Source organism: Roseovarius atlanticus (genome assembly GCF_019802205.1).
GTDB classification, from domain to species: domain Bacteria; phylum Pseudomonadota; class Alphaproteobacteria; order Rhodobacterales; family Rhodobacteraceae; genus Roseovarius; species Roseovarius atlanticus_A.
Map to the genome: position 1 here is coordinate 1,367,212 of NZ_JAHVHQ010000003.1, position 16,422 is coordinate 1,383,633.

The 16,422-nt window shown below is 65.2% G+C and carries 17 protein-coding genes; 6 read left to right on the top strand and 11 right to left on the bottom strand.

The features are described from left to right. Positions 1 to 33: 33 nt before the first annotated feature. From KUV49_RS12550 to tsf, 3 genes are all read left to right on the top strand, one after another. Entirely contained in the window at positions 34 to 651 is a 618-nt protein-coding gene (locus KUV49_RS12550; protein ID WP_222450242.1) for a hypothetical protein, read from the top strand. A gap of 239 nt (positions 652 to 890) precedes the next feature. Continuing rightward, positions 891 to 1,772, top strand: a complete 882-nt coding sequence (rpsB, locus tag KUV49_RS12555; protein WP_222450243.1) for a 30S ribosomal protein S2 — start codon at positions 891 to 893, stop codon at positions 1,770 to 1,772. A gap of 89 nt (positions 1,773 to 1,861) precedes the next feature. Then, the gene (gene tsf, locus KUV49_RS12560; RefSeq protein WP_222450244.1) at positions 1,862 to 2,737 is read left to right on the top strand and encodes a translation elongation factor Ts; all 876 of its coding nucleotides are present in this window, start codon (positions 1,862 to 1,864) and stop codon (positions 2,735 to 2,737) included. 792 nt (positions 2,738 to 3,529) lie between these two features. On the opposite strand, the gene KUV49_RS12565 is transcribed toward tsf, so the two are convergent. The 3 genes from KUV49_RS12565 to KUV49_RS12575 form a co-directional block, all read right to left on the bottom strand. After that, a complete protein-coding gene (locus KUV49_RS12565) occupies positions 3,530 to 4,285 on the bottom strand; it encodes a LuxR family transcriptional regulator (protein WP_222450245.1) in 756 nt (251 codons plus the stop codon). After that, a complete protein-coding gene (aroQ, locus tag KUV49_RS12570) occupies positions 4,282 to 4,725 on the bottom strand; it encodes a type II 3-dehydroquinate dehydratase (RefSeq protein ID WP_222450246.1) in 444 nt (147 codons plus the stop codon). Before aroQ ends, KUV49_RS12565 begins: the two co-directional genes overlap by 4 nt. Positions 4,726 to 5,021: 296 nt before the next feature. Beyond that, positions 5,022 to 5,450, bottom strand: coding sequence for a hypothetical protein (locus KUV49_RS12575; RefSeq protein ID WP_222450247.1), 429 nt, complete (start codon positions 5,448 to 5,450; stop codon positions 5,022 to 5,024). A gap of 130 nt (positions 5,451 to 5,580) precedes the next feature. On the opposite strand from KUV49_RS12575, the gene KUV49_RS12580 reads away from it, so the two are divergent. Together KUV49_RS12580 and KUV49_RS12585 are read left to right on the top strand one after the other, a co-directional pair. Beyond that, positions 5,581 to 6,471, top strand: coding sequence for a helix-turn-helix domain-containing protein (locus KUV49_RS12580; RefSeq protein ID WP_222450248.1), 891 nt, complete (start codon positions 5,581 to 5,583; stop codon positions 6,469 to 6,471). A gap of 91 nt (positions 6,472 to 6,562) precedes the next feature. Further along, on the top strand, positions 6,563 to 6,931 hold the full coding sequence (locus KUV49_RS12585; RefSeq protein WP_222450249.1) for a DoxX family protein: 369 nt from the start codon (positions 6,563 to 6,565) through the stop codon (positions 6,929 to 6,931). Between the two features lie 40 nt (positions 6,932 to 6,971). Here KUV49_RS12585 and KUV49_RS12590 read toward each other — a convergent pair whose 3' ends face one another. After that, positions 6,972 to 8,195 carry an acyl-CoA dehydrogenase gene (locus tag KUV49_RS12590; RefSeq protein WP_222450250.1) on the bottom strand — a complete coding sequence of 408 codons (1,224 nt, stop codon included), beginning with the start codon at positions 8,193 to 8,195 and terminating at the stop codon, positions 6,972 to 6,974. Between the two features lie 105 nt (positions 8,196 to 8,300). Here KUV49_RS12590 and KUV49_RS12595 point away from each other — a divergent pair, with 105 nt between their 5' ends. Then, complete coding sequence (locus tag KUV49_RS12595; RefSeq protein WP_222450251.1) at positions 8,301 to 9,209, top strand: LysR substrate-binding domain-containing protein; 909 nt, start codon at positions 8,301 to 8,303, stop codon at positions 9,207 to 9,209. Positions 9,210 to 9,219: 10 nt separating this feature from the next. Here the strand turns inward: KUV49_RS12595 and KUV49_RS12600 are convergent, their stop codons facing one another. The 7 genes from KUV49_RS12600 to KUV49_RS12630 form a co-directional block, all read right to left on the bottom strand. Further along, positions 9,220 to 10,038: an SDR family NAD(P)-dependent oxidoreductase gene (locus tag KUV49_RS12600; protein WP_222450252.1), complete on the bottom strand. Its 819-nt coding sequence runs from the start codon at positions 10,036 to 10,038 to the stop codon at positions 9,220 to 9,222. 197 nt (positions 10,039 to 10,235) lie between these two features. Continuing rightward, complete coding sequence (gene phoB / locus KUV49_RS12605; RefSeq protein ID WP_222450253.1) at positions 10,236 to 10,925, bottom strand: phosphate regulon transcriptional regulator PhoB; 690 nt, start codon at positions 10,923 to 10,925, stop codon at positions 10,236 to 10,238. Between the two features lie 18 nt (positions 10,926 to 10,943). Next, entirely contained in the window at positions 10,944 to 11,669 is a 726-nt protein-coding gene (gene phoU / locus KUV49_RS12610; RefSeq protein ID WP_222450254.1) for a phosphate signaling complex protein PhoU, read from the bottom strand. Positions 11,670 to 11,681: 12 nt separating this feature from the next. Continuing rightward, the gene (pstB, locus tag KUV49_RS12615) at positions 11,682 to 12,479 is read right to left on the bottom strand and encodes a phosphate ABC transporter ATP-binding protein PstB (RefSeq protein ID WP_222450255.1); all 798 of its coding nucleotides are present in this window, start codon (positions 12,477 to 12,479) and stop codon (positions 11,682 to 11,684) included. Positions 12,480 to 12,493: 14 nt separating this feature from the next. Further along, complete coding sequence (gene pstA, locus KUV49_RS12620) at positions 12,494 to 13,828, bottom strand: phosphate ABC transporter permease PstA (RefSeq protein WP_222450256.1); 1,335 nt, start codon at positions 13,826 to 13,828, stop codon at positions 12,494 to 12,496. Beyond that, positions 13,825 to 15,297, bottom strand: a complete 1,473-nt coding sequence (pstC, locus tag KUV49_RS12625; protein ID WP_222450257.1) for a phosphate ABC transporter permease subunit PstC — start codon at positions 15,295 to 15,297, stop codon at positions 13,825 to 13,827. Before pstC ends, pstA begins: the two co-directional genes overlap by 4 nt. A gap of 83 nt (positions 15,298 to 15,380) precedes the next feature. Then, positions 15,381 to 16,421 carry a substrate-binding domain-containing protein gene (locus KUV49_RS12630; RefSeq protein ID WP_222450258.1) on the bottom strand — a complete coding sequence of 347 codons (1,041 nt, stop codon included), beginning with the start codon at positions 16,419 to 16,421 and terminating at the stop codon, positions 15,381 to 15,383. Between the last annotated feature and the right edge of the window lies 1 nt (position 16,422).

Genomic DNA, 16,422 nt, shown 5'->3' on the forward strand with positions numbered 1-16,422 from the left:
GCGGGGGGCGGTGACGCGGCGTAGGGTGCAGGGATGGACGACACACGCCGCTTTCGCATCCCTCTGAAACCCGTGCTGGCGCTGTTGGCGGCGGCGGCGGTGGCCGCGAACCTGCCCGCGTCCTGGTTTGCCGAGGTGACGCCCGTAGACAGGCGGGCCGAGGTGTTTTCCGCCTTCGCCAACCTGAGCGCGGCGCCGGGGGAGGGGGCGTTCGACTTTTTGGGGACGGTGGCGGATTTGTCGGGGCAGGAGGCGCGGGTGCGCCGGGAGCGGCGGGCGCATGTGCTGCCGGGGCTGCTGGAAGCCTATGCGGGGCGGATCGACATGCCCGCCGACTGGCTGCGGGATGCGGTGCTGGACCCTGACTATGCGCATCCGTTCGATATATCCGCATTCGACGTGACCGGGCCGGAGTTCGGCGCGCACGGTGCGGAGGGCCGGTGGCGCTGGGGGCTTGCGGCCAGCGGGACCGGGGACCTGTCGCCCGAGGAAGCGCCGTTGGGCTGGTGCGCGCGGTGGCTGGTGGTCTGGGACGTGGCCGCGTGGTTCTATGCCCCGGTCGGAACGGAGGCGCTGGACGACATGCTGGCCGGGGCGGCACCCGAGCTTGGGGCCGTGGCGCGCGACCTTTCGGGTGGATGCGACGAGTAGGGCGGGGGCGTTTTCTTTCAAAGAAAACGAGACGAAATCTTTGAAAGATTTCGGCGCGCGCCCGTGGAGGCGGCGTGCATATGAGGGCTTGCGCCGGGGAAGATTGCCCGTTATACGCGCGCCATTCAATCCCGCAGGTATGGGCGGGCCTCTCGGGGGAGACATCCCCGAAGGTCCACCGGTTGAAGCATCCGCTTCTCATCCCCGTACCGAGGCGCAAACCGGAAAGGAAAACGACCATGGCTCTTCCAGAGTTCTCCATGCGTCAGCTGCTTGAAGCTGGCGTTCACTTCGGCCACCAGACGCAGCGTTGGAATCCCCGTATGGGCGAGTTCATCTATGGCGCGCGCAACGGCATCCACATCATGGACCTGACGCAGACCGTGCCGATGCTCGACGCGGCGCTGAACGTCATCCGTGAGACCGTGGCCAAGAACGGCCGCGTTCTGTTCGTGGGCACCAAGCGGCAGGCCAGCGCGCCGATCGCCGAGGCGGCCGAGAAATGCGCGCAATATTACATGAATCACCGCTGGCTTGGCGGCACGCTGACCAACTGGCAGACCGTGAGCCAGTCGATCAAGCGCCTGAACGAGATCGACGAGATCATGGAAGGCGGCGCGGAAGGCCTGACCAAGAAGGAACGCCTGGGCCTCGAGCGCGACCAGGAGAAGCTGCAGGCCAGCCTGGGCGGGATCCGGCAGATGGGCGGCGTGCCCGACCTGCTGTTCGTGATCGACGTCAAGAAAGAAGCACTGGCCGTGGCCGAAGCCAACAAGCTGGGCATCCCGGTCGTGGCCGTGGTCGACACCAACTGCTCGCCCGACGGCGTGGATTACATCATCCCCGGCAACGACGACGCGGCGCGTGCGATCTCGCTCTACTGCGACCTGGTGTCCCGCGCGGCGCTCGACGGCATGTCGGCGCAGATGGGTGCGGCCGGGATCGATCTGGGCGCGATGGAAGAGGCCCCGGCCGAGGAGGCCGTGAGCGAAGCGCCGGCCCCGGCGGCGGAGGCCCCCGCGCCGAGCGACGAGGCGATGCATGACGACTCCATGTCGAAGGACGCGCCGCTGGACATCGAGTCCGCCGAAGAGGTCAAGAAAGAGGCCGCTGACAGCTGAGCCTGTCACGAAACCTATACTTTGCTTATGGAAAATGGGCGCGGGACAGGCCGCGCCCATGACAGCCCCAATATTCGAGGAGAGCCAAGATGGCGATCACAGCTGCAAGTGTGAAAGAACTGCGCGACAAGACCGGCGCGGGCATGATGGACGCGAAGAAAGCGCTGACCGAAACCGATGGCGACATGGAGGCCGCGGTTGACTGGCTGCGCACCAAGGGCCTGGCGAAGGCCGCCAAGAAATCGGGCCGCACCGCCGCAGAGGGCCTGGTGGCCGTCAGCGTGACCGGCGGCACCGGCGTCGCCGTCGAGGTGAATGCCGAGACCGACTTTGTCGCCAAGAATGCCGACTTCCAGAAGATGGTGGCCGAGATCGCCGGCGCCGCCGTGGGCGTGGCCAATCTCGAAGCGCTGCAGAAGGCCGAGATCGGCGGCAAGCCCGTGTCGGACATCATCACCGACAAGATCGCCACGATCGGCGAGAACATGGGCCTGCGCCGCATGGAGAAGATCGAGGGTGACACCGTGGTGAGCTATATCCACAACGCCGCCACCGACGGCATGGGCAAGATCGGCGTGCTGGTCGCCATGAAGGGTGGTGACGAGGCATTCGGCCGCCAGGTCGCGATGCATATCGCCGCCACCAACCCCGCCGCGCTGAACGAGGCGGAGCTGGACCAGGCCGTGGTCGACAAGGAACGCCAGGTGCAGATCGACATCGCCCGCGAATCCGGCAAGCCGGAGCAGGTGATCGAGAAGATGATCGAAGGCCGCATGAAGAAGTACATGTCCGAGATCACGCTGGTGAACCAGTCCTTCGTCATCAACCCCGACGTGACCGTCGGCGCCGCCGCCGCCGAGGCGGGTGTCGAGATCACCGGCTTCATCCGCATGGAAGTGGGCGAGGGGATCGAGAAGAAGGAAGAGAATTTCGCCGAGGAAGTCGCCAAGGCGGCGCAGGGCTGAGATTGCCTTGACCGTGGGACCGAGGGGCCGGCCCCTCGGGCTCTTGGTTCGAAGCGGGGGGCCAGCCCCCCGCACCCCCCGGGATATTTTCGGCCAGAGGAAGACAGCGCGCGTTCCGGGATCGGGGCGCGCTTTTTCGTTTGAGCGGCGCGCGTGTGGTGGCCGGAGCGTGCGCGGGCAGGGGCTTGCCACATCCCGCCGAGAGGGCGCGCGATGTGTTGTTGGCCGTGGGCCGCGCGATCCTGCAAGCGATGGTGCCTCGTCGCTGTCGCAGGGTCGCGTTTGCGAACGCCTGCCCGCTGTTGTGGTGGTGGCGGGAGGAGGACGGACGGTGCGACCATGAGACGGCGCCGCCGCCGTGCTGGGCATCGGGGTGGCTGACCATGCCGGCGCCGGACGCCGGGACGGTCAGCGAGGATCACATTTCGCATCGGGGAGGGCAGGAGGCCATGAAAAACGGTGCCGCCCGGGCGGGCGACACCGTTGTTCCCAGCACCTGAAACGGGATGAGACGGTGCAGGCAAATCCGGTCGATCCGCCGAGAAATAGGCAAACCGACCGGCCCCCGGACAAACCGGCAGGCCGGGTACTCACCTGATATCACAGGGGGCGCCGACCCATGTTCCCAGGCTTAAAAGCCACCACTCACGGAACGTGGCCACTTTGCGACGTAACGTCAATTTGAGAAAGTAGGGGAATCCTTACCAAACGGTAAAATCATTCAAATGGCTTGAGAATTTCGCAATATCGTGGCGCCCTGGCAGGGACACCCATGCCGGAAATTGTCGCCTGTCAGGTGTGGAGCACGAAGATCTGGTTCTGGAACGCGGCCTTGAGCACCGCCTGGGCGGTGGTTTCGACGCTGAGCGCTTCGCGGGCGAGGCGGAGGTGCTTTTCCACGGTGGCGGGCGTCAGTTCCATCAACAGGGCGATGTCCTGGATCGTCTTGCCGTCGCCGACCCAGCCCAGCACCTCTTTCTGGCGACGGGTCAGGGAGCGGCCCGGCGCCTCGTAGGGCAGGGTGAGGATGCGCAGGTGCACGATGTTGTTGAGCAGGACGATGTCGTCGCCATGCTCTTCCCACAGCTTGTCGCAGTCGGCCTGGTCGTGATCGGCATGGGCGGTCAGCGCGATAGCCCCCTTGGTGCGCGGCGACATCGACTTGAAGCTGATCGAGTAGCCGCAGGTGACGCCCATGGAGGCGTTGAAATCGACCACCTTGCGTTCCTGCGGGGTCAGCGTTTCGGTTTCCAGCATCTCGGCCAGGACGCGCCACGAGCAGGCGCCCTCGTTGTCGAGCGCCCAGCGGACCATCGGCGCATGGTGATAGAGCCCCTCGCCGATGAAGGTGTTCATGTATTCGGGCGTCTGGTTGCTGAGCAGGACGAAATCGTCCGGATCGCCCAGCGAGGTCGGCGTGCGGTAGCGGGTGAAGCCGTAGATCAGCCGGTCGAAGCCGTAATCGGCCATCTGCGCCACGTGCATGTCCCAGAGCTCTTCGATGCTGGGCGCGTTCAGGAGCGCGTTGAGATGGGTCGTGGAAATCATGCGCCGGTCTCCAGGTGCCGTGCCATGGCCTGAAGTGCCAGCGTGTAGCCATGGGCGCCGAAGCCGCAGATCACGCCGACCGCGACCCTGGCGATGTAGGACGTGTGGCGAAACTCCTCGCGGGCGTGGATGTTGCTGAGATGCAGCTCGATCGTGGGAATGTCTGTGCTCGAGATCGCATCCATCAGGGCAATGGAGGTGTGGGTATAGGCGCCGGCGTTGAGGATGAGCCCGTGATGCGTGCCGCGGGCGTCGTGGATCTTGTCGACGAGCGCGCCTTCGGCGTTGGATTGCGCGAAGGCGAGCGTGACTCCCAGATCCTCGGCAACAGCGTGGCACTGCGCCTCGATGTCGCTCAGAGTCGTGGTGCCATAGACCTCGGGCTGGCGTGTGCCCAGCAGGTTGAGGTTCGGTCCGTTGAGGATCAGTATGGAAGTCATGCGGCGCGCGTCCTTTCCGCTACGTCATAGACCGTGACATACGGTGGTGTCGAGTGAGAGTTGCGGGGTGTGGCACCCTGTACGGGACTGTGGCATCGGGGATGACAGGCGCGGCACGAGGGCGAGGAGATTTGACCAAGTGCCGGAAGCACAAGGGTTTTACGGAGCCGTGCGTGCTATTCGGGGCACCTACGTATTTAACATAATACTGATTATGCGCTTATTGCACCCAGGCGCGACACAGGCCGTCTCAGGACTCCCGTGCGTCGATGGTTCGGCATGGACGCCCGTGCGCCCTAGTCCGGCGCGGCCCCGACCGGATAGACAAGGCACGGGTCGAGCATGATCTGGCGCTCTCCGACGCGGTTGTAGCCGCCCGCGAACTGGACCGGCTCGTCGTCAGCGTCTTTCCGGTAATAGGTCACGCACATCACTTGAACCTCGTCGGGCTGGCACATGATGAGATAGGCCAGCGCGCCGTCCCAATGGCTTTCGGCGATGGGTCCTTCGATGACCATGCTGATCCGGCCGTGATACTCCGGCGCGCGGTCGATCCAGTCGGGCATGGTTGCGCAGGTCGCCGGGATACCGAAGCCCTCGCCCGGACGGAACGGACCCTGTTCGTCAAAGATCGGGTCCGCGCGCGCTTCCGGCGCCGCGAGAATGATCGATGTGACGGTGGTCGCGATGAGACGCGCCAGAACGTCTTTTGGGAATGTTGTCATGCCTGTCACTGCCTGAGCCTTCGATATGATCTGCCTGCGTTGATCTGCCCAGACTATGCGCCTGGATGCGATGCGTCTTTCAGGATCCAACGGCCGGTGATAAAATACACCCGTGGCCGCCGGATGGAGGATGACCCTGCCCCAGCACGATGCGATTTATGCGGACCACGCGGATTATTACCAGCGCGGTCCCTATGCCCGGTACATGACGGATCGCAAGCTGGTCGGGCGCGCACCTGTCGCCATGTTTGCCGCCGAACAGCCGGACGGGCATTTCCCGGACCCGGCGCTGCCCAACCTGCTGCTGTACCTGGCGCGCAAGGGCGCGCGGGAAGCGCGGTTCGACTGGGGCGCCGGACGGTGGCGCGGGACATGGCGCAGGGATGACCTGACGCTGGTGCCTGCGGGGGCCGCGTCGGATGTCACGCTGTCGGATCGTCACGGATTCCTGGGAATTTGCCTGCCGGTCGCGATGTTCGCCACGCCGGACGATCCGATGGGCCAGGCCACGGCCGAAAGGTTCGGGTCGCTTTACGCCGCACCCTTCCGGGACCCGCTGCTTGGAGAGTTGTGCGACACGCTCTGGCGGGAGGGCGGCGATGACGGGCTTGGGTGCGACCTGTTTGCGGACAGTGCGCTACAGCTTCTGACAGATCGCTTGCGCCACCTGGCGGTTGCATCCGCGCCGCGACACAAGAGCGTGACGCTGTCGCGCCGCACCCTGCTGCGGTTGGACGAGGCGATACGCGCCCGCCTGCACGAGCGGATCACGGTGGCCGACCTGGCGGCGATCAGCGGTCACAGCCCCTCGCATTTCACCGCGATTTTCAAACGCGCCACGGGGCGAACGCCCTATCGACATATCCTGTCTCTGCGGGTCGAGCGCGCCGAAGATCTGATCGCGGCACGGTCCGGGCAAGGCTTGGCGGATATCGCGCTGGACTGCGGGTTTTCCAGCCAGTCGCATATGACGGCGGTGTTCCGGGCCATGACCGGGCGCACCCCGGGCCAGTCGGGATAGGCCCTGCCCCCGAGATTTTCTCGCTTAAAACCCTGGTGAAACTTCTGGCCGGGACGGTCGTGGCTTGAAAGGACAATGACGGAGTTGGGCCATGGCCGCCATCGCGCAAGACATATCCTGGACCCTGCGGATCGGGCGCGGCCTGATCGCGGCGCTGTTCCTGGCCGGCGCGGTGCAGAAAGCCGTGGCGCCGGAGCAAGGCATGGCTTTGCTGGGCAATCTGGGGCTGCCCGGCGCGCTGATCTGGCCGGCGCTGGTGTTCAACGCGGTTGCGGGACTGGCGCTGTTGCTGGGATATGCGACGCGCTGGGTTGCGCTGGCGCTGGCGGTCTATTGCATGGTCACCAGCATTTTCCATTTCCAGCCCGAGGATGGCTGGCAGATGTCGATCTTCGTCAAGAACTGGGCGATTGCGGGCGGTCTGCTTGTGCTGAGCGAATACGCGCGGCAAAGGCAATAGAGCAGGGCAGCCCCCTGCCCTGCACCGCCTTGTTATGGCTTCAGAAAAACGCCTGAAGCCCGGTTTGCGCGCGCCCGAGGATCAGCGCGTGCACGTCGTGCGTGCCTTCGTAGGTATTGACGGTTTCCAGGTTCATCATGTGGCGGATGACGTGGAATTCCTCGGAAATGCCGTTGCCGCCATGCATGTCGCGGGCCTGCCGCGCGATATCGAGCGCCTTGCCGCAATTGTTGCGCTTGATGAGGCTGATCATCTCGGGCGCGGCCTGGGCGGCGTCCATCAGGCGACCCACTCGGAGGGCTGCCTGAAGACCCAATGTAATCTCGGTCTGCATGTCGGCGAGTTTCTTCTGGAAGAGCTGGGTCTGCGCCAGCGGACGCTTGAACTGCTTGCGGTCGAGGCCGTATTGGCGTGCGGCGTGCCAGCAGAACTCGGCCGATCCCATGACGCCCCAGGCGATGCCGTAGCGAGCGCGGTTGAGACATCCAAAGGGGCCTTTAAGCCCTTGAACATTGGGCAAAAGTGCCTCTTCGCCCAGCTCGACACCATCCATGACGATCTCGCCGGTGATGGAGGCGCGCAAGGACTGCTTGCCGCCGATCTTGGGCGCGGAAAGCCCCTTCATGCCCTTGTCGAGCACGAAGCCGCGGATCTTGCCGTCATGGGCGTCGGACTTGGCCCAGACAACAAAGACATCGGCGATGGGGGCGTTGGAGATCCACATCTTGGAGCCGGAGATGCGGTAGCCGGTGTCGGTCTTCTCGGCGCGGGTCTTCATGCCGGCGGGATCGGACCCGGCGTCGGGCTCGGTCAGGCCGAAACAGCCGATCAGTTCGCCCGAGGCCAGGCCGGGCAGGTATTTCTGGCGCTGTTCCTCGCTGCCATAGGCGTAGATGGGATACATCACCAGGCTGGATTGCACGGACATCATCGAGCGATAGCCGGAATCCACGCGCTCAATCTCGCGCGCGACGAGGCCGTAGGTGGTGTAATTGGCGCCAAGGCCGCCGTATTCCTCGGGAATGGTGGTGCCCAGAAGGCCCATCTGCCCCATCTCGCGGAAGATGCCGGGGTCGGAGGTTTCCGAGGCGTAGGCGTCCTTGACCTTGGGTTGGAGGGTTTCCTGCGCGAAGGTCCGGGCGCTGTCGGCGATCATGCGCTCGTCTTCTTCCAGCTGGGCGTTCAGCAGGAAGGGATCGGCCCAGTCGAACCCGGCGAGGTCGGGCTTGTCCTTGTCGCGAAGTTTGGGGGCGTCGAGGCTCATGGCGGGCTCCTTTGGCAGGGATGAAACGGGTTCGGGTTGAATTTATCCTGAGATAAGCGCAATAAAAAGCGGCAATTCGGTATAGATTCATGAGGAAAATGCATAATGTCCCTGCCCCGCCGCTTTCTGCCATCCCTCGGCGCGCTGCGCGCACTGGAGGCGCTGGAGCGGTTGGGCAGCCTGACGGCGGTGGCCGAGGAGTTGAGCCTGAGCCAGAGCGCGGTGAGCCGGCAGTTGCAGACGCTGGAGAGCCAGTTGGGCGTCCCTCTCTTCGTGCGCGAAGGGAGGCGCGTGCGGCTGACGCCGGAGACGCGGGAATACGCCGGCGAGACGCGCGCCGCGCTGAACCGGATCAGCCAAGCGTCGCTGAAGCTGGCGCTGAATCCCGGGGGCGGCAGCCTGAACCTGGCGATATTGCCGACCTTCGGGATGCGCTGGCTGGTGCCGCGCCTGCCGGAGTTTGCCGCGGCGCACCCGGAGGTGACGCTGAACCTGTCGACCCGGTTGAAACCGTTCAACTTTGGCGCGGAACCTTTTGATGCGGCGATACTTTTTGGCAGTGGGCGCTGGCCCGGCACGCAATCGCTGCGGCTGAAGAACGAGGCGGTGGTGGCGGTGGCCGCGCCCGCGCTGCTGGAGCGGACGGCGGTGACGCGGGCGCGGGACGTGCTGTCCCTGCCCTTGCTGCATATCGAGACCCGGCCCGAAGCGTGGCGCGCGTGGTTCGCGGCGCACGGGGTCGAGACGGGCACGGTGGCGGGGACGATCTACGACCAGTTCTCGACCATCACGCAGGCCGCCTTGCACGGGCTGGGCGTGGCGCTATTGCCGGATTACCTGGCCGAGCAGGACCTGGCGACCGGCAAGCTGGTGACCGTCTGGGGCGGGCGCACCGACAGCCCCGGCGCCTATCACCTGGTCTGGCCCGAGGAAAAAGCGCAGGACAGCGCGGTGATCAAGTTCCGCGACTGGCTGGCGCCGCAGGCCGAGGAGGAAGACCCCCTGCCCCGGTGAAACTCTAAGCTCAAATGCCGTAAGGCACGCCGCCCGAGACCGGCAGCGTGATTCCGGTGACATAGCGTGCGTTTGGGCCGGCCAGATAGGCCACGGCATCGGCCACGTCGCCAGGCCGGCCCGCGTCGCGCAGCGCCACGCTGGCGTAGCGCTGCGCCTTGACCTCTTCCAGGCTGAGCCCGCGTTCGCCCGCGATCCGCGTGTTGGCGGCCATGTGCATGTCGGTGGCGATGTAGCCGGGACAGACGATGTTGCACAGGATGTTGTCGGGGCCGAACTCGGCCGCGATCGTCTTGGTCAGGCCCACCAGCCCGTGTTTCATCGCCGTATAGGCGCCGAACCCGGGTTCGGCGCCCAGGCTGCCGGTGGAGCCGATATTGATGATCCGTCCGCCCCCGGCGGCCTGCATGCCCGGGATCACGGCGCGCGACAGCATCATCGGAGCCAGGAGGTTGACGTTGAAACTGCTGGTCCACTGGGCGGGCGTGGTGGACATGAAATTGTCCGCGCCCGCGAGGCTGCCGGCGTTGTTGACGAGGATGTCGACGCGCCCCAGCCTGCGCTGCACCTCCGCCACGACCGCGTCGACCTGCGCGGCATCGGTGACGTCCAGTTCCAGCGCCGTGCCCCTGGGATCGAGGTCGGCGACGAGCGTTTCCAGCAGCGAGAGGCGCGGGGTGGCGACGCCGTCGACCTCCATGGTGCCGCCGAGATCGGTGACGACCACATGCGCGCCGTCCTCTGCCAGCCTGCGGGCGATGGCCTGCCCGATTCCGTTGGGGGCGGAGGTGCCTGTGACGAGGGCGACCTTGTCGTGAAGTGGGGGCATGATCTGCGTCCTTTGCGGTCCGGTCCACAGCGACAGAGTAGACAGGCCTAGGCGGAGCGCAACCAGCCATATCGAGTGGCTGCGCCACGCTTTATTTTTTGATTCGAGTATTTTTCGGCAAGAAAAAGCAGCAGGTCGCGCCCGGCTTTTTCTTGCTGAAAATACTCATATCCCGGCGCGGGTCACGGGCCGTGCCGTCAGCCGAGCGAGTACCCTGCCCCGCGCACCGTGCGCAGCGGGTCGGCGCCGCCGTGCTGGCAGAGCGCCTTGCGCAGCCGGCCGATATGGACGTCGACGGTGCGGGTGTCGACATAGATGTCGCGGCCCCAGACACGGTCGAGCAGTTGTTCGCGGCTCCACACCCGGCCCGGCTTTTCCATGAAGGTCGAGAGCAGGCGGAACTCGGTCGGACCCAGCTTCAGCCCCTCGCCCTGACGGGTGACGCGGTGGGTTTCGGAGTCGAGGATGATATCCTCGTATTCCAGCCTTTCGCCCACTGTCGATGGCCGGGTGCGGCGCAGTTGCGCGCGGACACGGGCCATGAGTTCGATCACCGAGTATGGCTTGATCACGTAGTCGTCGGCCCCGGTTTCCAGCCCGCGGACGCGGTCCACCTCCTCGGAGCGGGCCGAGAGCATGATGATCGGCACGTTGCGCGTTTCCGAGCGGGTCTTGAGCTGGCGGCAGACCTCGATGCCGGACACGTTGGGCAGCATCCAGTCCAGGAGGATGAGGTCGGGCGCGGCCTCCTCGACCAGCATCAGGGCTTCCTCGCCGTTCTCGGCGCGGGTCACGGCAAAGCCGTCGGCCTCGAGGTTGTAGGCCAGCACTTCGCGCTGCGCGGGTTCATCCTCGACCAGAAGTACGCTGGGCTGATCGCTTGCCATGACGTCTGTTGTCCTTCGTTATGCGCCGACCTGCGGCGAGACCTTGGGATCGAGCGAGGTCTTGTCGCTCTTGGGGCGGTTGTCGTCGGGCATGGTGCCGGTGACGAGGTAGACCACCTGTTCGGCGATGTTGGTGACGTGGTCGCCCATGCGCTCGGTGTTCTTGGCGATGAAGTGCAGGTGCATGCAGGGCGTGATGTTGCGCGGGTCTTCCATCATGAAGGTCAGGAATTCGCGGAAGAGCGCGTTGTACATCTGGTCCACGTCGTGGTCGCGCTGGATGACCTCGCGGGCGAGCGCCGCGTCGCGCTGGATATAGGCGTCGAGCACGTCGCGCAGCATCCGTTCGGTTTCGCGGGCCATGCGGCGCAGCGAGGCGGTGGCGCCGGTGATCGGGCTCATCTGCGCGAGCACCGTGGTGCGCTTGGCCATGTTCTTGGCGTAGTCGCCGATGCGTTCGAGGTTGGAGGCGATCTTCATCACCGTCAGGATGACGCGCAGGTCGATGGCGGTGGGTGCGCGCAGGGCAATGGTGCGCGCGGTTTCCTGGTCGATCTGTTCCTCGAGGTCGTCGATCACGCGGTCACCGGCGCGGACCTTTTCGGCCAGTTCCTCGTCGCGGGTGTCGAGCGAGATGGCGGCGTTCATGATCGCCTCTTCCACCAGGCCGCCCATCTTCATGATCAGCGCCTGGACGGTTTCGAGGTCGCGGTCGAAGGCCGATGAGATGTGTTCGTCGTTCATGAGGTGCGCTCCTTAGCCGATCCGGCCGGTGATGTAGCTTTCGGTGCGGGGATCTTCGGGGTTGGTGAAGATCTTGCCGGTTTCGCCGAATTCCACCAGGTTGCCGAGGTGGAAGAAGGCGGTCTTCTGGCTGACGCGGGCGGCCTGCTGCATCGAGTGGGTCACGATCACGACCGAGTATTCGGTGCGCAGCTCGTCGATCAGCTCCTCCACTTGCGCGGTGGCGATGGGGTCGAGCGCCGAACACGGCTCGTCCATCAGCAGCACCTCGGGTTCGGTGGCAACGGCGCGGGCGATGCAGAGACGCTGTTGCTGACCGCCCGAGAGGCCCGTGCCGGAGGCGTGCAGGCGGTCCTTGACCTCGTCCCAGATGGCGCCGCGGCGCAGGGCGCGCTCGACGATCTCGTCGAGGTCGGCCTTGGACTTGGCCATGCCGTGGATGCGGGGGCCGTAGGCGATGTTGTCGTAGATCGACTTGGGGAACGGGTTGGGTTTCTGGAACACCATGCCGACCTTGGCGCGCAGTTGCACCGGGTCGACTTTCTTGTCGTAGATATCCTCGCCGTCGAGCAGGATATCGCCCTCGACCCGGCAGATGTCGATCGTGTCGTTCATCCGGTTGAGACAGCGCAGGAAGGTGGACTTGCCACAGCCCGAGGGGCCGATGAAAGCGGTCACGGTCTTGTCTTCCAGCGCGACATCCACGTCCTTGATGGCATGGGTGTCGCCGTAATAGACCTGAACGCCCTTGGCCGAGAATTTGATGTCTTTCTGATCCACGGCTCTCTCCGTATTTGGCGTATCGTACATGGCGCGGTCCCTTTCTACCAGCGGCGCTCGAAGCGGCGGCGCAGGATAATGGCGATGATGTTCATGGTCAGCAGGAAGACCAGGAGGATGATGATCCCGCCCCAGGCTTTCTCGTAAAAGCTGGCGTCGGCGCGGGCGGCCCAGGTGTAGATCTGGGCGGGCATGGCCGAGTTCGGCTCGGTGAAGCCTGCGACGAAGCCGTCGGGATAGCCGCGGGCGACGAAGCCGACCATGCCGATCAGCAGCAACGGCGCGGTCTCGCCCAGGGCCTGCGCGAGGCCGATGATGGTGCCGGTGAGGATGCCGGGCATGGCCAGCGGCAGGACGTGGTGGAACACGGCCTGCATCTTGGAGGCGCCGACGCCCAGGGCCGCGTCGCGGATCGACGGCGGGACCGCCTTGAGCGAGGCGCGGGTCGAGATGATGATCGTCGGCAGGGTCATCAGCGTCAGCACCAGCCCGCCCACCAGCGGGGCCGATTGCGGCAGGTGCATGAACTGGATGAAGACCGCCAGGCCGAGGATGCCGAAGACGATGGACGGCACCGCGGCGAGGTTCGAGATGTTCACCTCGATCAGGTCGGTGAAGCGGTTCTGCGGCGCGAATTCCTCGAGGTAGATCGAGGCGGCGACGCCGATGGGCAGCGACAGGACCAGCACCACCAGCATCATAAAGAACGAGCCGATCACCGAGGCGCCGATGCCGGCCCCGCCGGGGTTGTCGACGCCGGAATCCGCGCCGGTGATGAAGTTCCAGTTGAATTCCGACTTGATGATGCCGGCGTTGCGCAGCGCATCCACCAGATCGAGGTCCGAGGCCATGAGGAACCGGCTGTCCTGCATGCTTTCGCGGGTGACACGGCCGTTGAAATAGCCGTCGACGCGCGAGGAGGCGGAGAGCGAGAACTGGACCGGCTCGCCCAGGCGGTTCTGGTTGCCGGCGTAGTATTCGCGCAGGTTGCCGCCGACCTTGCCCAAGAGGCGTTCGATGGCGGCTTCGTCGAACTCGACTTCCATGCCGCGTTCCTGCAGCTGCTGCTGAAGCTGGGCGATGAAGAGGTTTGAATAGGCCTTGGTCTTGAAGAGCTGGTCTTCGGCCTCTTCGTACTGTGCCTGTGTCAGGGTGAAGTCCATCTCGACCACGGTGTGGGTGAAGGCCGGAAGGCCTGAGCGGATGATCGAGAAGAACAGCACCACGAGGAAGAACAGGCCGATGATGATCGCCGTCAGCCCGTAGGCACGGAAGCGTTTCTCGGCGGCGTTGCGGCGCTTGGTGTTGGCGTCGGCCGTGCTGAGCGAGGAGCGGCCGCGACCGCCGCCGCTGGTGCCGTTGAACGTTGCGTCGGTCATTCGTACTGCTCCCGGTATTTGCGCACGATGTAGAGGGCGAAGACGTTGAGGCAGAGCGTGATGATGAAGAGCGTCATGCCCAATGCGAAGGCCACCAGCGCCTCGGGCGAGGCGAAATCGGCGTCGCCGGTCAGCTGGCTGACGATCTTGGCCGTCACCGTGGTCATGGCCTCGAACGGGTTGAGGCTGAGGCGTGCCGCGGCCCCTGCCCCCAGCACCACGATCATGGTCTCGCCGATGGCGCGGCTGGCGGCCAGAAGGATGGCGCCGACGATGCCCGGCAGGGCGGCGGGCAGCACCACCTGGCGGATGGTTTCGGACTGCGTGGCGCCGAGGCCGTAGGAGCCGTCGCGCATGGACTGGGGCACGGCGTTGATGATGTCGTCCGACAGTGAGCTGACGAAGGGGATGAGCATGATGCCCATCACCAGGCCGGCGGTCATGACTGCGGTGCCGGCCTGCATTATGCCGAGCCCGTCATCGCCGAAGACCTTGAGCAGGAGCGGGCCGACGGTCAGCAGGGCGAAGAGGCCGTAGACGATGGTGGGGATGCCGGCAAGCACCTCGAGCAGCGGTTTGGCGACCGAGCGGACCTTGGGCGTGGCGTATTCCGACAGGTAAATGGCGGCGAAGAGGCCGATGGGCACGGCCACGGCCAGCGCCACGATGGAGATGTAGAACGTGCCCCAGAGGAGCGGCAGCACGCCGAGGTCGGAACTGCCGCCCCGGCCCGAGAAGCTGGGCGCCCAGTTGGTGCCGAAGAAGAAATCGGAGGCCGGGTAGAGGCGGAAGAACTCGATGGTGTTGAACACGAGCGACAGGATGATGCCGACCGTGGTCAGGATGGCGATGGAGGCCGCACCGATCAAGAGCGCGCGGATGCTCTGCTCGACCGTGTTGCGGGCGCGGAAATCGCCATGGGATTCGCGCAGGCCCCAGAGCGCGCCGAGCACGGCCAGCACGAGCACCGCGACGGTCATCATCAGGTTGCCGGTGGCGTTCATGACCCGGTAGCGCTGGGCGGCGTTCAGGATGGGTTGTGTCACCTCCGAGGTGACGATCTGTCCGGCGTTCTTGAGCCGCTGGGTGACGTCGGCCAGGTCAGCGCGGGCATTCGTGACGAAATCCTCGTCCATCAGGCCCTGCGCCACGGCATTGTCGAGCCCTTCGGCAGTGCGGCGCACCTCGGCCATCACCAGCCCCAGCGAGCCCTTGCTGTCGACCGAGCGGTCGGGGATCATGCCCGAGATCGTGTTGCCGACCACGATGGGCTGGATCAGCAGCCACGCTATCATAAGCAGGAAGGCGGGAACGACCACTTTTATCAGGACGTTCGAGCCGTAATAGGACGGCAGGGAGTGGAGCTTGCGGTTGTCGCCGCCCACGCTTTGAAGCGCCCGCCCGCGACCGAGCACGTAGCCCACCGCCGCGATGCCAAGCACGATCAGGAATAGCCAGAGTGTCGGCATGAGCCCCCATCCGTCTGTCTGGAAAAATTACCTAAAAGGGGTTGGGGGCGGCGGGTTGTGCCGCCCCCGGTGGTCAGAGGCTATCAGGAGCCGCTGCCCATGGTTTCTTCGGCCTCGACAGCCGACTGCGTGGCCGCCAGCTCGGGGTCCGCGACCAGGCCGTAGTTCGACAGCGGGCCGCCGGGGCCTGCGATTTCGTCGGCGACGAAGAACTGGGCGTATTCCTTCAGGCCGGGGATCACGCCGATATGCGCTTTCTTGACGTAGAAGAACAGCGGGCGCGACACCGGGTATTCACCCGAGGCGATGGTCTCGGTCGACGGTGCGACGTCGCCCATCGTGGCCACTTTCAGCTTGTCGGTGTTGTTCTCGTAGAACGCCAGGCCGAACACGCCGATGCCGTTGGTGTTGGCGTCGATGCGCGCCAGGGTCTCGGTGTAGTCGCCGTCGATGTCCACGGACTTGCCGTCCTGACGCACGTCGAGGCACGCATCCTCTGCGTCGTCCTCGTTCATGCCGCCTTCCATCATGGCTTCCATGGCGCCGGTGGCTTCGCAGCCTTCCAGCAGCACCTTGTCTTCAAAGACTTCGCGGGTGCCGTGCTTGGTGCCGGGGATGAACATCGCGATTTCGGCATCGGGCAGATCGCTGTTGAAGTCCGCCCAGCTGTTGTGCGGGTTGTCGACGACTTCGCCGTCGACCATGACCTTGGCGCCGATGGCGTTGAAGATGTCCGCGGGCTGGAACGCGGTGAACTCGGGACCGGACTGCTGGCTGGCGAAGACGATGCCGTCATAGCCGATGCGCACTTCGATGATGTCGGTCACGCCGTTGTCGGCGCAGGCCTTGATCTCTTTTTCGCGGATGGCGCGCGAGGCGTTCGCCACGTCGATGGTGTTTTCGCCAACGCCTTCGCAGAAGCGCTTGAGGCCAGCCGACGAGCCGCCCGACTCCACGACCGGGGTCGGGAAGTCGGTGTTTTCGCCGAAGAGCTCGGCCACGATCGACGCATAGGGCAGAACGGTCGAGGAACCGGCAACCTGAACGTTGTCACGTGCAGCGGCAGCGGTGGCCGAAACGGCCGCGATCGCCAGGGTGGAGGCGGTCATTTTCATGAAGGACATA

Coding starts and splice junctions, on each gene's coding strand:
- KUV49_RS12550 (WP_222450242.1), top strand. CDS start 34: ATGGACGACACACGCCGCTTTCGCATCCCTCTGAAACCCGTGCTGGCG.
- rpsB (WP_222450243.1), top strand. CDS start 891: ATGGCTCTTCCAGAGTTCTCCATGCGTCAGCTGCTTGAAGCTGGCGTT.
- tsf (WP_222450244.1), top strand. CDS start 1,862: ATGGCGATCACAGCTGCAAGTGTGAAAGAACTGCGCGACAAGACCGGC.
- KUV49_RS12565 (WP_222450245.1), bottom strand. CDS start 4,285: ATGATTTCCACGACCCATCTCAACGCGCTCCTGAACGCGCCCAGCATC.
- aroQ (WP_222450246.1), bottom strand. CDS start 4,725: ATGACTTCCATACTGATCCTCAACGGACCGAACCTCAACCTGCTGGGC.
- KUV49_RS12575 (WP_222450247.1), bottom strand. CDS start 5,450: ATGACAACATTCCCAAAAGACGTTCTGGCGCGTCTCATCGCGACCACC.
- KUV49_RS12580 (WP_222450248.1), top strand. CDS start 5,581: ATGACCCTGCCCCAGCACGATGCGATTTATGCGGACCACGCGGATTAT.
- KUV49_RS12585 (WP_222450249.1), top strand. CDS start 6,563: ATGGCCGCCATCGCGCAAGACATATCCTGGACCCTGCGGATCGGGCGC.
- KUV49_RS12590 (WP_222450250.1), bottom strand. CDS start 8,195: ATGAGCCTCGACGCCCCCAAACTTCGCGACAAGGACAAGCCCGACCTC.
- KUV49_RS12595 (WP_222450251.1), top strand. CDS start 8,301: ATGTCCCTGCCCCGCCGCTTTCTGCCATCCCTCGGCGCGCTGCGCGCA.
- KUV49_RS12600 (WP_222450252.1), bottom strand. CDS start 10,038: ATGCCCCCACTTCACGACAAGGTCGCCCTCGTCACAGGCACCTCCGCC.
- phoB (WP_222450253.1), bottom strand. CDS start 10,925: ATGGCAAGCGATCAGCCCAGCGTACTTCTGGTCGAGGATGAACCCGCG.
- phoU (WP_222450254.1), bottom strand. CDS start 11,669: ATGAACGACGAACACATCTCATCGGCCTTCGACCGCGACCTCGAAACC.
- pstB (WP_222450255.1), bottom strand. CDS start 12,479: ATGTACGATACGCCAAATACGGAGAGAGCCGTGGATCAGAAAGACATC.
- pstA (WP_222450256.1), bottom strand. CDS start 13,828: ATGACCGACGCAACGTTCAACGGCACCAGCGGCGGCGGTCGCGGCCGC.
- pstC (WP_222450257.1), bottom strand. CDS start 15,297: ATGCCGACACTCTGGCTATTCCTGATCGTGCTTGGCATCGCGGCGGTG.
- KUV49_RS12630 (WP_222450258.1), bottom strand. CDS start 16,421: ATGTCCTTCATGAAAATGACCGCCTCCACCCTGGCGATCGCGGCCGTT.